Here is a 16,242-nt window from a genome sequence, read left to right as displayed (position 1 = left end):
AAAAGCTCGCAAGGAGGGAAAATAATATGCCTGTATCCTATGACCAACGTCAACTTTACTTGATGGGCCGCCTCCATGGCCGTGACGGGCAGCCAACTAGCCGATTTTTCCCGCTGCCTTTTGAAACGCTCACTGCTCCGGGGCTAAAATTTGAAACTAATGTTTCGCTTGACCCGCAAGAAAAAAAATCGATAACTGAAGTATCAGCTAAATTTCCTATCGCAGTGAGTGATAAAAATGGTGTACTAAATGTACTAAGTGAAAATGCAGAGTCGGGGGAGTTAGTGCGTAACCCCGTTACACAAAGCAGTGTAAAAAAGACAGAGAAAGGTAAACTTTTTCAACAAGTATTGTTTTTCCCTAGTTATCTTGTGCCTATGGTGCAACTTTCGCTAGACGCTGACTCACCTAACACAGGCTGGTTAGAAAAACTCTATGAATTTCTAAAAGAAAGTGCCGAAGATAAAGCGAAAGAATGCTGTGTAGATATGAACGCAGTTGAAATTAATGTAAAAAATCAATGCTTGGAGTTGCCAGAAGATGAAGAGTTATTAAAAAACCAGTATTTTGAAAATTATTCTGATTGGCTAACTACTCATATAGAAAGAAAGATACTAGCCGTTGAGGTACCGCAGTTCTATACGATTCAAATCGTTTTTTCGTCTAAAGATTATGAAAACGCTACTGTTACACTGAGCGATTTAAGTAGCCAAATCGTCACTCAAAATAAAAATCAGGTGGCAGATATTGTTGGTAATCAGAAAAGTAATGATAGTGGTCAGCCAGTTTCAAACGTACAAGAAGTGAACTATTCTTATTATGATGATCAAGGGAGTAGATTCGATAAAAAAAACTATGTGGCTATATTCTGGATACAATCTCCCAAGGTCTTAACGCTTCCCGAAATTGAGCAATTTTCTAGAATAAACGTTAGTTTTGAATCGTTACGCGATGATGAACAAAACGCAATTATAGCTAAAGGCATACCACTTAAATACACCTTAAAAGAAAATCTTTTTAAGTTGCCTATTCACACTCTTGCTGGGCGTTGTACATTGATCAATGGCGATCCGATAAGTGTCGAAGAAGCATTGTTGAACCATGCACCACAATTCTACCCACATGTGATGGAAACCATGGTCAAACAGCCTTTTGATTTGCCAGAAACACTGGTGATGAATAATACCGTTGGTGCAAGCTTACCGCAGCAAACGTGGAGCGTGATTCAAAATAGTAAAGGGATACTTGAAACCAGTTTTGGTGCGCTTGAAAAAGGCGTATCTTGGGTTACGATTGGTAAAGTAATAAGTGCTGCTAGCTCACACTTATCTGCTGATGGTGCGCTGATGGTGCAAAAGGCTGTTGGTCTATCCCTAGCTTCGGTAGGTTTTATGAAAACCCTCAGTGAGCTAAATGAGATTTACGATAATAAGCTCACTCGTGCTGGTAAGACGGCCTTTGGCGCGTTATCTACCGCAGTTGTGTTCGGTGAGCGTGCATCGCCGCATGTACGGGCTTCCATGTCGCTTGCAGACTTGTATAGTAATGCAAATTTAGATCGGTTCACTCGGCAGTCTTTCGAACCTTTTGTCCGTGGAGTGGGCAAGTTTGGAGCATTTATTTTAGAAAAAGCGGATCCTGTAATCACCATTGCGGATACCGTTCATGGTTGGGGAAGCTACGGTCAGGCAAATTCAGAAAGTAGCAAAAAAGATAATAAACTAATCGGTAATATTAGCCGGTATATGATGGTGACATCTTCACTTCATGAATCAAAGTTAAAGGCTTTTCAACAAGATAAAAGTGTCTCTGAAAAGTATCAACAAGCAATCAAAGATCTTCAAAGTGTTTTGGCTAATGAATTTGTTCACGGTAAAGGCCATTTTATTATTGATGAGAAAACTGCTATTGGCGCACTATTGCGTTTGGATGCGACGATATTTGATTTCAATAAATCGGAACTTATTGCTGGGGAAGGCCCTTACAAAGCGATTGCCAGGCAATTGGAAAGTATGGCAGATGCTCCGTTTGAAATTGTTATTACCGGTCATACTTGCATTATTGGTTCCGAAGACGTTAATATGCGCCTCTCCGCTAAGCGAGCGGTAGCAGTTAAAAATGCAATTCTGAACGGCTTTCGCGATGATAGTGTCAGGAAGATCTGGGAACCTAACTTTAAACTCGTTGCAGAAGGCTTCCAACGACCTCTTCCCGGGAATCTAAACCGAACGGAGGAAGAGCGTAAAAAAAATCGCCGTGTAGAAATCTTCTTCAATATCTCAACCAGCGTTCAATATCCGCCTAGTAGAGCGGGATTATATGAAGTAGAAAAGTCAGCGAAACAAAAAATCCTTGCCAATATAGGGGCCAATGACGCCTTAATAACAGCCATCAATAGTACAATTGATAGTGCACTAATGGGGGTGTCGGCCATATTCCCACCTGCAAAGGCGATTGTTGCTGGTAAAGCGGCAATGGAGCTAGCGAAACAAGCAATACAATTTATTGATAAGACTTTTCAGGAAGAGAAACATAAATTACTCGATGATATCAATACTATTCGCTATCAAGACTTGATGGCGATAAATACTTTCCTTTCTCATTCTGATACGCAAGGTATCGATAATGTGCACTTGCGCGCTTATATGAAGCGAATGACGGCATTAAATGGTTTAATGAGGCTGCTTCGGACGTATCAATTAGCTCAACTGGATAAGCCCAGTAGGTCTGCCAATCTTAGTCATACATATAGCGCTGTGAATAGCGTGTCATATACCCCTAAGGCGAAGTCATTTGCGGATTTTGATATTTTGGGTTACATCGATGCATTTATTCTCAATGATGACTGGGAACTTGACGTTTCACTTCAAGGTACCGAAAATCTAGATGAGGTCTGGTTAAATAAAAATGGTTTCGAAAATAATACAACAAATATTTTCGACGGTAACTTTGTAAGCATGAATTTCGCGAGTGCTACGGCTGTAGTTAGAAGATATACGTCTGGCGAGCAAACGGATCTCATTCGGGCACAGGCATCAAATTATAGTAAATACTTCCCCATTCATTATCGTGCAAGTGAAGATGATAAGCACTTTAAGAACTTGCTTACCGACACCATACCTCAAGGGTTAGATGAAAGCATCTTTAAAAAAGTAGCTGTATTTGTTCGTCGACCATATAAAGATGGGGCAGGTAAATCACCTAAACAAGATGACTGGGTTCCTTTTGATAAATATTATAAAGATAATCAGAACCAAATAACGCCATACGATAATATTAAAGTGGTTGCTATCATTAATGAGGAAAAAGCTAAAGTAATAAACGGCAGTGTAAGACATTTTATGCCGATAAACTTAGTGGTTCATTCTCAGGGCTCAAATGAAGGCGCGTGGCATTTCTTTGACTCTGAGGCTTCATCGCATACGGAATATGTTCGAAATCTGAGTCGAGGTGAGTTTTCGCCTGAGGAAGTAAACGTACTATTTTCTGGGGATGACTCAAAGCAGCAATCTCTTTTTGGGGTCACGATTCAGCCAAGCTATTTCTTTGGTGTGAGACGGATTTTTGGTATCCGTCCTATCGCCGATTATGATAGTGCCGTGATGAAAGGGTTGTTTGACTCTAAGTCAAAAGCGATTCCGTCTGGGGCAATGCAATTTCTGTCTTATTCAATGTCGCTATGCGTACCAGGGCAGAGTAATACAGAAAAAGACATAGATTTGGTGGTGTTATCAAACCAGAAATACACGCCTCGGTTTAATATGACGTTATGCCCGACTCGTAGTTATGAATTTACCAAAGATTTTAAGAATTTTAGTCCTCCTCAGTTTGCGGATGGGCTCTTCTATGAAGAGAGTTTTCTTGAACCACCAGTGAAAGGTAAGGAGTTGAGTTACCCGAAAGTATTTGACTCTGCCGAAACGTTATTTTACCTCCAACAAACGGGTTGCCACATTGACAAGCCGTTAGATGCAGCTATTGCTAAAGATCCACTGGTCTCCAATACTGGGAGATTACGCGGGAAAATACGGAATTTCGATTGGGATGCGGATGTTACCGCTACGTTAGTTATAAAAACCAAACCGAATGACGCGCAAAAGCTTATCGATCAGAAGTACGATCCAAATGAGATTCCAGTTGACATAAAGCTTGTTGATAAAGACCGGTGGTATGGCAAGAATGATAGACCATTAACAAATATTAATACTGTTATTAGAATTGGTAACATTATCAAAACGTCTGATGGCTATGAGTTTAAATCTGCGAGAGTTAATCCAAGACTTAAGCACAAAGCGCTCGCAAATCTTGTGAAAGACTTTAAGTCATTTGATAGTGCTCAGTTAAAGGCTTTCTGTCTAACAGGAGAAAAAAACACTGAGTTGTTTGCTAATGTCAGTGAATTAAGCTTTATAAACTTTTTTGGTCATGAGGTTAAAGGTTTAGTCCCGATGCTGCAGCCGTCGAAAGCCTACAATGTGTATGGTCAGGCAGGTGTGAAATTCACTGCATATGTAAATGGACCGCATAAGTCAGGATTAGATGGCTCAGAAAGCAACTTTATACATATTTATGATGCAGAAGTTAAAAAAGTTCCTTTACGTTGGTATCAACTGAAAGATAAGCAGTATGAGATCGATATTGCGAAGAGACTAAATGAAAGTAGAACGGATGCTGAGCTTTACGAAAACAAAGATGGTAAACCTATAAAATTCCTTCCCCATCAAAATCTTAAGCGTTGGATGGAGGTAAGTGATAACTTTGACACATTAGTTCAAAAAAGGATTGATATGTTAGGGGACTGGGTTGACTGATTAAAAAACCGCCTTCGGGCGGTTTTTTAATTACTTACTCAGTGGCGGTTATCTCGTACTTGCGCATTTTATGGTTCAGTGTACTCAAGGGTAGAGATAGCTGCTCTGCTGCACGCTTGGTGTGCCAGTTGCACGCATTCAGACAGTCGAGAATAACGGTCTTCTCATACTCGCTCACGGCTTCTTTAAGACCTCGGGAGAAGTCTGTATCGGCTTCATCAAGGTTTTTGGCATTCGCAGTGAGAGTTTCCTGAGCGGGTGTTGGCAATGGTTGCTCTGATACCAATGGTGTCATCACGCCTTCACCGATTTCTACTTGCGTGATAGTTTCGAAATCAGACAACAACACCGCGCGTTCTACGATGTTTTTCAGCTCTCGGACGTTACCCGGGTAGGCATATTCCAATAACTGACGTCGTACATTCGCACTGAGTCCTGGCGCCTGAGGCAGCCCCAGAGAGCTTGCACTCTGCTGCACGAAGTGTTCGGCCAAAGGTAGGATATCCGCTTCACGTTCGCGCAAAGGCGGTAACGTGATAGGGAAAACATTCAGGCGGTAAAACAGGTCAGCCCTGAATTCGCCGGATTTGATTTTCTCCATCAGGTTGCAGTGCGTCGCCGCGACGACACGAACATCCACTTCTATCTCTTTGCTGGCCCCCACCGGTCGGACTTTGCGCTCTTGCAGCACGCGCAGTAATTTAGCCTGAAGTAGCAGCGGCATGTCGCCGATCTCGTCCAGGAACAAGGTACCACCGTCTGCTGCTTCAAACAGTCCGACCTTGTCTTTGTCTGCACCAGTGAATGAGCCTTTCTTATGACCGAAGAGCTCAGACTCCAACAACTGCTCTGGTATGGCCGCGCAGTTTTGCACGATCAACGGTTGCTTTGCCCGGTCGGAGTTTTCATGAATGTATTGAGCAATCACTTCTTTACCGGCGCCGGTTTCTCCGCGCAGCAGTACGTCTACAGGCAGGGTGAGCACTTTATCCAGACGGCGCAAAACTTCAAGCATCTGCTCGCTTTCAGCAATGGGGCCGTTGTACTGGCCTTGCTTGCGTTTTTTAAGCTGCTTGTTTTCCCGAGCGAGGGCTGCGTTGTCTGCACTGAGGTTTTTGATCATATGCCCGTACTCTTCCAGCCAGAAAGCCTGACGAATACTGTTCGCTGCGATATGACAAAATGCCGTGAGTGCTGATTCGTTGTCGATCACACTCAAGTCCATCAACGCCAGCAGGCCGATGGTTTTGTTGTCATCGTCCACCAGAGGCCAGGCAAGCAGGTTAGTACTGCGCAAACCAAGCTTTGCCTCGGTTTGGTAAATCGTCTCGCAATCGTAACCATTGTACTGGTACAACTCATTGATTAGGACGACTTCGCCATTCTGGATGGCGTAACTGAACGGGTCGTTTTCGCTGGCTAAATCTAAGGAAAGGGGTTTCCACGGATGGGCGGAGAAAGCGGTTTCGTTGTGGTGGACAATACTGGGGATCAGTGCTTGTCCGGTCTGATCCAGAACGTAGATGATGCCGTGTTTGGAAAACGTCATCTGCCGGGCAGCGGTTAGCACTGCGTCTAAAGTTTGCGCTAACTGAGAGCGATCAGCCAGAGACTGGCTGATCGCAAGTAAAGCACTACTCAGATCGTTCTGATTAGCTGAACGCATAAGACAGCGTTCCCTGTTCATCGACAGAAACGGTGATCTGGGTATGCGCCTCGTCTTTGTCGTGAACCAGCAACTGCGTTGACAGTTGAGGCAGCAACTGACGGTTGATCACGGCATCAATGTTACGTGCTCCAGTTTCCGCCAGACGACAATTACCCAGAACAAACTCAACCAGATTGTCGTCATAGTTCAGCGTCAGTTTATGATGATTTTGCAGACGCTGAGACACTTTACCCAGCTTATGATGGATAATATCGGTCATGGCGTCGTCAGACAGAGGCACGAATGGCAGAACAGACATACGCGCCAGGAGAGCAGGCTTGAAGTGCTGATTCAGGGTCGGGCGGATAGCTTCGGCAATCACACCCGCTTCGATCTCTTTTGACTGTTGAACCAGAGATTCAATTTCATGCGTCGCCAGATTACTGGTCATGATGATCAGGGTGTTTTTAAAGTCGATCGCACGACCTTCGCCGTCGTTCAGCGTACCCTTATCGAACACCTGATAGAACAGATTCAGTACTTCTGGGTCGGCTTTTTCTACTTCGTCCAGCAGGACTACAGAGTATGGACGTTGACGGACGGCTTCGGTCAACATACCACCTTCACCGTAACCCACATAACCCGGAGGTGAACCGATCAGGCGAGATACCGTGTGCTTCTCCTGGAATTCTGACATGTTGATGGTGGTCATGAAACGTTCACCGCCAAACAGCTGGTCTGCGATGGCACGGGCAGTTTCGGTTTTACCCACACCGCTTGGACCAACCAGCAGGAAGACACCGGTAGGCGCATCTGGGTTACCCAGGCCGGCTTTAGCGGTTTGGATGCCTTCTGCCAGTGCATCAATTGCAAACTCCTGGCCTTTAATGGTTTGAGTCAGATTGTCTTTAAGGTTCAGCGTGGTCTCAGCTTCATCCTGCAACACTTTACCCATCGGGATGCCTGTCCAGTCGGCAATCACGTGGCTGACTTCGTCAGGGCCAACTTCAAAGTGTACCAGTGGGTTCCCGCCGCGAATTTGCTCAAGTTGTTCCTGACAAGCCGAGATCGCGATGCGTACCGCTTCTTCATCCATTTCTGCGTAAGGAGAAACGTCAGCCTCTTGATCGTCTTCTGTCTCTGATGCCGGCTCATCTGATACCAGTTCGTGAAGACGAGCACGCAGTGCGATCATCTCTTCGATCTGGTTCTTTTCGTTTTGCCATTGTGCTTCCTGTACTTCCAGCTCTGCACGGGTTTCTTCCATGGCCGCTTTTAGATCAGGAATGGTTGCCAGACTATGCTTATCACCTGTTTGTTGCAGAGCGTCACGTTCCAGCGCTTCCAGTTCACGGGTTTGCGCCGCCAGCTCTTGTTGCAGCGTTTCTACAGAAGCAGGTACCGCATTCAGGCTGATGTTGACACGCGCACAAGCGGTATCGAGTACGTCGATCGCTTTGTCCGGCAGTTGACGACCGGAAATGTAACGGGCAGACAGAGCAGCAGCGGCAGTAATTGCGTCGTCACGCACGTACACGTTGTGAGATTTTTCATACGCCGGGCGTAGACCACGGATGATGAGTGCGGCTTGCTCCGGTGAAGGTTCGTCGAGTTTCACTAATTGGAAACGACGGGCAAGCGCCGGGTCTTTTTCGAAATACTTTTTGTACTCAGACCAGGTTGTGGCTGCGATAGTTTTGACTTCACCGCGGGCCAGGGCGGGTTTCAGCAGGTTTGCTGCATCGCTGCCGCCAGCCTGATTACCACCGCCGACCAGAGTATGGGCTTCATCGATGAACAGGATAATCGGTGTTGGTGAGTTCTTTACTTCATCCAGAACGGCATTGAGGCGCTTTTCGAATTCGCCCTTTACGCTTGCGCCTGCTTGCAGCAGACCCATATCTAGGCCGTACAGTTCCACTCCTTTCAGGTTGTCAGGCACTTCGCCCTGGACAATTTTGAGCGCCAGGCCTTCTACCACCGCGGTCTTACCTACACCGGGTTCACCCACGGCAATCGGGTTGTTTTTGCGACGACGGGCGAGGATATCGACGATCTGACGAATTTCCTGATCACGGCAGAATACCGGGTCGATTTCGCCTTTACGTGCTTTACCGGTGAAATCAGTAGTGAATTTGCTCAACGCAGAGCCTTCTTCACGTGCCTGAGTTTTCTCGGATGTTGCTTCACGTGCTTCCAGCGACTGCGACGTGAGTTCCGCAAAATTACGCTTCAGGCTGTCTGGGTTAACGCTTTCAAGAATCGACGCGTAACCGTGTTGGCCGTAACGCAGTGGGTTACTGACCAGAGTCAGCAGCAAGGCGCCGGTACGAATCTTAGTTTCCGATAGATCCAGAGACGACACCAGCCAGCTTTCCTGCAGCCATTCGATCAACAGAGCCGAGAATACAGGTTTACCGCCGTTACCAGTTGGACTGGAATCCAGTGTTGAACGAATGGACTGGCGTAGCAGATTTTCAGAACAGTCAAAATGCGCAAGCAGGACGTCAATATCACTGTTTGGGCGTTCAAGCAGGCTAAGCAGGTAGTGCTCGATTTGAACTTCATTGGCCTTTTCTGATACAGCCAGTGCTGCTGCATCTTCTAGCGCAACTTTTGCGATAGGGTGCAGACGTTGTATTAAAGAAGAGAGATTAATATTTATCATTGTCGTTTCTGAGCTTTTAGATTGTATAAAAGTGGGCGAGATTATACTAAACAATCGAGTGTGGTTTTTTTTATCCGCTAATTTAACTAGTCAATTTTAGTTATTATGTTGGTGGCTTTTTCCACAATTTAAATATACCTAAGCAGGCTTTCGGTGTTTGTGAATTAATTGATGGGTAAAGTAACTGAAGTGGTAGTTAATATGACTTTTTTACCTCAGTGGAATGCCGTTATTTTCTCTTTATCGCCGAGGAACAATAAATTAATATGGGAGAACAAGATTTTGTTTAAATTTCTAAAATCTTGTAATTGTGTATAGTGTGAATAAGATGGAATTTTTACTAAGTCATTGTAATTAATGCTATTTTTAAGTTGGCATGCTGGTTGCATTGTTATATTGGGTCGCGGTGATAAGCGATTTGGTGAATGTAAATAATATAGAATTTTTTAAGAAGGAAATTTCAATGCCAACTCCAGCATATATGTCTATCAATGGTGAAACTCAAGGTCACATCACTAAAGATACTTTCTCTGCGGATTCTGTCGGTAACACTTGGCAAGAAGCTCACGTAGACGAGTTTCTGGTACAAGAACTGGATCACGTTCTGACTATTCCACGTGACCCACAAAGCGGCCAACCAACTGGTCAGCGTGTTCACAAACCAGTTGTGGTAACTAAAGTTCAAGACCGTTGTTCTCCACTGCTGTTCAACGCGTTGGTTTCTGGTGAGAAACTGCCTGAGTGTCAGATCCGTTTCTACCGTACCTCTGTACAAGGTAAGCAAGAGCATTACTACACTATCAAACTGATCGATGCTTTGCTGGTTGACGTGCAAACTCGCATGAACCACTGTCAAGACGCTGCAACTGCAGACCGCGTGACTGAAGAAGTTCTGAAGTTCACTTACCGTGCAATCGAAGTGACTCACGAAAACTGTGGTACTGCGGGTAACGACGACTGGCGTGCTCCACGCGAAGCGTAATAGCTATCGCGGTACGTATCAGGGCCAACATGATGTTGGCCCTAACTCCTTTATTAGTATCAGGTAAAAGATATGGTGAATGACGTAGAGTTTAAATTTGAAGTCCTCGGGACAGGACATGAGTTTCGGGTTGAGAGTTTTCAGGTAACGGAAGAACTGTCCAAACCTTTTCATGTCAGCCTTTCATTACTTTCACTTGATGCTGATATCACATTCGATGCATTGATTCGAAAGCCAGCTCTGTTGACCTTGTATGGTCAGGGAGCGGGCTCTGCGCGTTTGTTCCACGGTGTTGTCAACGAGGTTCGTTATCTGGGGCAGGGGCGACGCTTTGCACGTTATCAAGTCGTGTTGGTTCCACAGTTTTGGTTCCTGACTCAGCGTCAGGATTGCCGTATTTTCCAACATAAAGCGGCGCCGGATATTATTTCTGAAGTGCTGGACGATGCGTCGGTCACTGACTATCGTCTGGAGTTATCAGGGACTTACCCACCAAAAGAGTATGTGCTTCAATATCGTGAAACAGACAGCCATTTTGTTCAGCGTATGTTGGCTGAGCATGGTATGTGGTATTACTTTGAACACACTGAAGCCAACCATACGATGGTGATAGTCGACAGCAATGACGCCATTGCTGAACTGCAAAGCACCCCGCTAAACGCGTCTTACATCGGTCCGATCGTTTACCATTCGGATGCTGGTGGTGTGGCTGACCGCGAGCACATCTTTGATCTGGAGTTGATCAATCGCGTTCGAACTGGTCACGTGACGTACACAGATTACAACTATGAACAGCCGAAGATCCCTCAGGAAATGGCATCAAATGGTGACCTTGATCAGGACCTAAAACTGTTTGATTATCCGGGCCGTTACGGGGACCCCGCGCAAGGGCAAATTCGTGCCACGGAATGGATGGCCGATCATGTCGTAGAGAATCAGCAGATTGAGGCCTCCAGTAACGTGATGCGCCTTACTGCGGGTTACAGTTTTAATATCGGAGAGCATCCTCGCGCGTCAATTAACCGTGATTTTACCATGTTGGCAGTGACTCACCATGGTCATGACCCTCAGGTTCACGAAGACGAAGCGAGCGGCATGCCAACGTCATACCACAACCAGTTTGTGTGTATTCCTCGTGATATTGTTTTCCGGGCGCCAAAGCTGCCAGCACCTATGGTCGATGGCCCGCAGACGGCCGTTGTAGTGGGGCCGGCTGGAGAAGAGATTTATACCGATAAGCTTGGTCGGATTAAAGTTCAGTTCCATTGGGATCGTTACGCGAACAACGACGAGCATGCCAGCTGCTGGATTCGTGTCAGCCAGTCAATGGCGGCGCCAACCTGGGGTGCGGTGTACTTGCCACGAATTGGTCACGAAGTTGTGGTTACGTTCCTGGAAGGTGATCCGGATCGTCCGTTAGTGACGGGGGCCGTTTACAACGGTCTGCACTATCCTCCGTACTCGCTGCCGGAAAACAAAACACGGACCACTTTCCGTACTCAGACGCACAAAGGCACTGGTTACAATGAACTGAGTTTTGAAGACGAAGCGAACCAGGAAGAGATCTATATCCATGCACAAAAGGATATGTCGACCAAAGTCCTGAACAACCGTTATCGTGACATTGGTCAGGATGAGTTTCTCAAAGTCGGCCGTCACCAGACGAATGAAGTCCACGGCGACCACAAAGAGACGATTGACGGGCATAAGACCACACAGGTGAACAGCACCTTTACGGAGACGGTTGAGCAAGACGTTACCGTCACCTATAACGCCAACGAAACTCAGTACGTAAAAAATAACAGCAGCCTTGAAATTGGTGACAATCGTACCACCAAGATTGGTAAAAACGACGATCTGGATGTCGGTGAAAACAGCAACCTGACGGTTGGGGCTTCACGCTCTTCGGACGTTGGTGCGGATGACAACCAAACGGTCGGCGGTAACCTGACGGTTTCCGTCAAAGGCAATACCTCATATAAGGCAGACGGGGCCACACAGATTATCAGTGGTGAAAAAATTGTACTCAAAACCGGCGGCTCGTCGTTGGTGATGAGCAGCGACGGCACGATTAAACTTTCTGGTACTTCAATTACCATCGATGGCAGCGCTAAAGTGGTTGTGAAGGGTGGTAACGTAGCGATTAACTGATGAAACAGACACAAACATTACTAGAGTCCCCTCTGGAAACGGAAACTACACAGCAAGCCGAGCAATCGGCTTGCTTTTCGCGTTTTGGACGCATTGTGGCCATCAATGAATCACTGGATAGCGTAAAGATCGATTTCGAAGGCAATACTTTCGGCCAGCCCATCACCGCCAGACTCGGACGTATGTTTCGCAAGGCGGAGCTGGATATGGCGGTGACCAATCAACTCAATTGTAGGATTGAATTCATTAATGGTGATCTGAACTTGCCAGTTGTGACGGATATTTTCTTCTCGATCCTGAATGACTCAGATGAGTTCGTCTTGCGTGCCGACAAAATGGTCATTGAGGCCTCTCAGGAGCTGGTGGTACGCAGTGGTGAAACCGAAACTCGTTACAGTGGGCGTGATAACCGCGTCACCACCAAAGCGAAGTATGTCACTTCTCAGGCCGAAAAAGCTCAAAAAATTCAGGGCGGCACGATCGCCATCAATTAAGCCGTCATCAAAAAGAAGTAAAGAACGGAATGCGACAAAGAATTGGTGTAGAACAACTGAAATCGCCGTTGTCAGACGGTGAGATCGAGCAGGCATTAGCTGCGGTAGAAAAAGCCGTGTCAGAACTGGATAAACTGGATCCGGCATGGTTGTCGTTTTGCCGTGACAAATCGATTTTAGCGATCGAAAACCTCAGTTTCTTTCTCAGACAATGGCTACGCCTGCATCAGCAGGGATATCCCAGTACCGAAAACGACTATTTGAGAATCATCGAACGGCAGATGGGCGAGTTGAAGCAGGTTTATGTTGCCTTGTACAAGCTGGCGCCCGGATTGGTTTACGAGTTGCAACAACAAGCGCCAGAAGTGTTTGTCTGGTTGATGTTGTCAGCAGAATTTGGCCAGGAGAAAACCCATCTTCTGAGTGGACTAAGTACCAGTCAGGATATTTCGCGCGAAATGGCCTGCATGCTTGTGGTTCAGTCAAAACTGATGCATCTCGACTTGTATCTTGCGGGCTTGGTTGACGGCAAAACGAAACTGGCAAAAGACACGTTTGACTATTTACGCTTACGCCAGACATTGAGCGTGTCACTAAGTAAACGCTGGCTGAAAGAAGGAATGATCCCGGAGCGAACTGTGCATCCGGTATTGGCGACGTTTGACGTGGCGGACAGTATTGAATGGATGGAAGAGAATCTGTCTGGTGAGCAGAATTTATTTGAACGCTTGCTGGTTAAGCAAGATCGTAACACCTGGTTCCGCCAGTACTTCGGAATCCAGCCAGATGCACTGCCTTCCGAACAAGTGAATACGTTCGCTAAGTTACTCGAACTCAAAGAGTTTATGCAGTTTGATTTGTCTTCGCCTCACGCGCCATTCCATCTGGCGTTAACTGGTGATCCGGAGTGGGCATACAATGTGCTGGCGGCGTTACAGGATATGGACGAGGAAGACGGTGAGCGCTGGTTAGACTCTCTGCACGTTGTTTATGGAGAAAGCTTTCCACTCAATCCAACCGGACTTGGGGTTGACTACGAATGGCAAGATGCTCTTGAGATACTGGATGAATGGGTCAGCGACGGCCATCACCAACTTCATGTACCGGCTCGCCTTGGCTTTGCGCTTTCTTATGATTCGACGTTGGCAGCCCTGCAAACCGCGACCATACCGGAAACGTACCGAATCTGGCTATGGCGTCAACTGTGCTTGCATGCCCGGGTATACATCCCCTGGCACGCCACTATGCCTGAAATTCAGCAGGCATGGATCATCAGTAAACTGAAAGAGATACCATCGGCTTCCGAACGATTTAACCTAAGGAGTCATCATGCAACTGTGGGATATTGATGAGCATCCGGAACTGGAAGTTAAAGGTCGATTCCAACGCGACCATAACGGGCATGAGGTCTGGGTTCTGACGGCAAAGCGTCAGTGGCGCTGGATAGAAAAGCAGTGGATGGAAGAGCGCGCAGAACAAGTCTTCGATGATCCCGTTTATCTGGGGGAGGCGGGCTTTTCAGCGATGCAAGTGGACCATGATTTTCCCGTTTACAAACAAAACACCGATGTCGTCGTGTATGGGAAAGCACGCGCTTATGCGAAGCGACCAGTCACCTATATGGAATGTCGGCTGTTGGTAGATGGGCATATCGATAAAACGCTTGCGGTGCATGGTCTGCGTCATTGGGTCGAGCACGCTGGTAGTGTGACGATTGCCAAGCCGCAGCCATTTATTGAACGGGATATGGACTACTCGATGGCGCTCGGTGGTGATGAGCGCAACCGGATTGGTGGTGGTATTGCAGACAGCAATCGAGAGTTGCTGGAGCAGAATGTACCCAGCGTGTTTTATCCAAAAGAAGACTGGTCGGCTAATCCGGCGAAAGTGAAAGTGGCAGGCTTTGGCCCGGTTCCCCCGTTTTTTGCCCAGCGCTTTCGTTACGCCGGAACATTCGACCAACAGTGGGAAGAGGAGCGCAGACCGCTGTTACCACTCGATTTCGATGGTCGTTTTTTCCAGTCGGCACCCATTGACCAACAGTGTAAGGGGTACCTGCAAGGTGGAGAGCGAATGATGCTCAGTGGTTTTTCTCACGACGATACACTGTCGTTTCGTATTCCAGCCGAGCAATACCGTGCTCGTGTGATGTTCGGAGACGAGCCTGTAGTGGCGGATATGCCGATTTATACGGTTTTTGTGGATACAGAGCAGCAAATAATTACTCTGGCTTACACGGCCGCGTTTCCTTGTCAGGGGCAAGAGCATTTACTGACGACATCACAAATTCTGGATAGTTTTGATACTGAGGAGACGGCATGAACAACCGCTTGGGTCGTTACGTTTTAGCCGGCGACGTTATTACGCCATCTGGCATGAATCTGGATATTTCGCTTGCGGTGGCTCAGGCGGATTTGGCTCGTTTTAGTCAGCGTGTTGATAATGGCGGCTTAGATCGCTACACCTATGCTCGGGTTGATTTCTGGCTGGGTGAAACACTTCAAGACAAAGTACAGACAGCTGTGGCTACGTTACTGGATTCACTCTTAGGTAAGTTACCGAAATCACTCAAACCGATTCCACTGTTGCTATCACTGCCAGATAAAGTAGACGCGCAACCTTTGGTGGATTGGCTGGAGGAGAGTCAATATGACAAGTGGATCTCGCAGATCGACACTTCTTACAGTGGATCCGTCACTCTGCTCAATGAAGCCTTTGCTAAGCTTGACCATCACGACGCCTTGTTATGTGTTGCTGTTGACTCTTTGGTGGATGATCTAGACCAACTGATCGAATCCGGGGTCGCGATGGGGAATAAAAACCCCTGGGGTGTCATCCCGAGTGAAGGCGCAGCAGGTTTGGTGGTGACGAAGAAAAACATTGTCGACACGCTAAAGTTGAAACCCTTATCGCGTATTTGCTACACAGCGCGTGAGTCTGGGGTTTCTGATCGCCGAGGAATGATGAGGCTGACCCGCAAGGCAGCGAAAGCCTGCGATCACCTCGGCAGTATCTACAGCGACATGAGCAATGATCGAACCGATACCGAGGACTATGGATTTGCGATCGGTGCTCGGGCTGAGCAATTTACGAATCCGCAAAACCCGTTTTTAATCAATGAGCTGTGGGGAACACTCGGTAAGTGTTCTGCGTTGGCATTGATGGCGACGTTCAATCATGTTCACCGGTCGACAGCGCCGGCTTCGCTGATGTTGTTTGGCCGAGATGGTCAGCGTGCCATTATGCAGTTGGAGCTTTGTGCGTGATTGAGAACTTAGTGATAAAACGGTAAGTATATCATTGCCTAAACTGGCATGAATATTCCGTTATTTATCTCTTTTGTGAATGTAATTTAACCCGTCAAAGCGAGTGTGTATTTTTAATTTAGGATAGTGAATATCACTAAATTGATAGATATAGCGTTCGTTTTATTTTGCAGCGTTGAAATAGACATTCCACACTAATTAATATGCCTCACTAATTATTAT

Annotated in this window: 9 protein-coding genes; 7 read left to right on the top strand and 2 right to left on the bottom strand. The window is 46.6% G+C overall.

The features are described from left to right. Positions 1–26: 26 nt before the first annotated feature. A complete protein-coding gene (locus tag CAG64_RS14555; RefSeq protein WP_161489327.1) occupies positions 27–4,811 on the top strand; it encodes an OmpA family protein in 4,785 nt (1,594 codons plus the stop codon). A 34-nt stretch (positions 4,812–4,845) separates the two neighbouring features. Here CAG64_RS14555 and CAG64_RS14550 read toward each other — a convergent pair whose 3' ends face one another. After that, entirely contained in the window at positions 4,846–6,477 is a 1,632-nt protein-coding gene (locus tag CAG64_RS14550) for a sigma-54-dependent Fis family transcriptional regulator (protein ID WP_161489000.1), read from the bottom strand. Then, positions 6,464–9,127 (bottom strand): type VI secretion system ATPase TssH, encoded by a 2,664-nt coding sequence (gene tssH / locus CAG64_RS14545; RefSeq protein ID WP_161489001.1) that lies wholly within the window; start codon positions 9,125–9,127, stop codon positions 6,464–6,466. The genes CAG64_RS14550 and tssH overlap by 14 nt, the downstream gene beginning before the upstream one ends. 463 nt (positions 9,128–9,590) lie before the next feature. Between tssH and CAG64_RS14540 the strand changes: the two genes are divergently transcribed. The 6 genes from CAG64_RS14540 (at position 9,591) to CAG64_RS14515 (ending at position 16,020) form a co-directional block, all read left to right on the top strand. Then, on the top strand, positions 9,591–10,109 hold the full coding sequence (locus tag CAG64_RS14540; protein ID WP_021704968.1) for an Hcp family type VI secretion system effector: 519 nt from the start codon (positions 9,591–9,593) through the stop codon (positions 10,107–10,109). Positions 10,110–10,181: 72 nt separating this feature from the next. Beyond that, positions 10,182–12,260 (top strand): type VI secretion system Vgr family protein, encoded by a 2,079-nt coding sequence (gene tssI / locus CAG64_RS14535; RefSeq protein ID WP_021704969.1) that lies wholly within the window; start codon positions 10,182–10,184, stop codon positions 12,258–12,260. Beyond that, entirely contained in the window at positions 12,260–12,754 is a 495-nt protein-coding gene (locus CAG64_RS14530; protein ID WP_021704970.1) for a hypothetical protein, read from the top strand. The genes tssI and CAG64_RS14530 overlap by 1 nt, the downstream gene beginning before the upstream one ends. Before the next feature lie 29 nt (positions 12,755–12,783). Then, entirely contained in the window at positions 12,784–14,103 is a 1,320-nt protein-coding gene (locus CAG64_RS14525; RefSeq protein ID WP_161488862.1) for a hypothetical protein, read from the top strand. After that, positions 14,084–15,076 (top strand): DUF2169 family type VI secretion system accessory protein, encoded by a 993-nt coding sequence (locus tag CAG64_RS14520; protein WP_021704972.1) that lies wholly within the window; start codon positions 14,084–14,086, stop codon positions 15,074–15,076. Before CAG64_RS14525 ends, CAG64_RS14520 begins: the two co-directional genes overlap by 20 nt. Next, positions 15,073–16,020 (top strand): hypothetical protein, encoded by a 948-nt coding sequence (locus CAG64_RS14515; protein WP_161488861.1) that lies wholly within the window; start codon positions 15,073–15,075, stop codon positions 16,018–16,020. The genes CAG64_RS14520 and CAG64_RS14515 overlap by 4 nt, the downstream gene beginning before the upstream one ends. Positions 16,021–16,242 lie beyond the last annotated feature (222 nt).

This window comes from Vibrio sp. V38_P2S17PM301 (genome assembly GCF_009904845.1).
GTDB lineage: Bacteria > Pseudomonadota > Gammaproteobacteria > Enterobacterales > Vibrionaceae > Vibrio > Vibrio proteolyticus.
The sequence above is the reverse complement of the archived record's forward strand: the minus strand, read 5'-3'. Positions and strand labels throughout refer to the sequence as shown.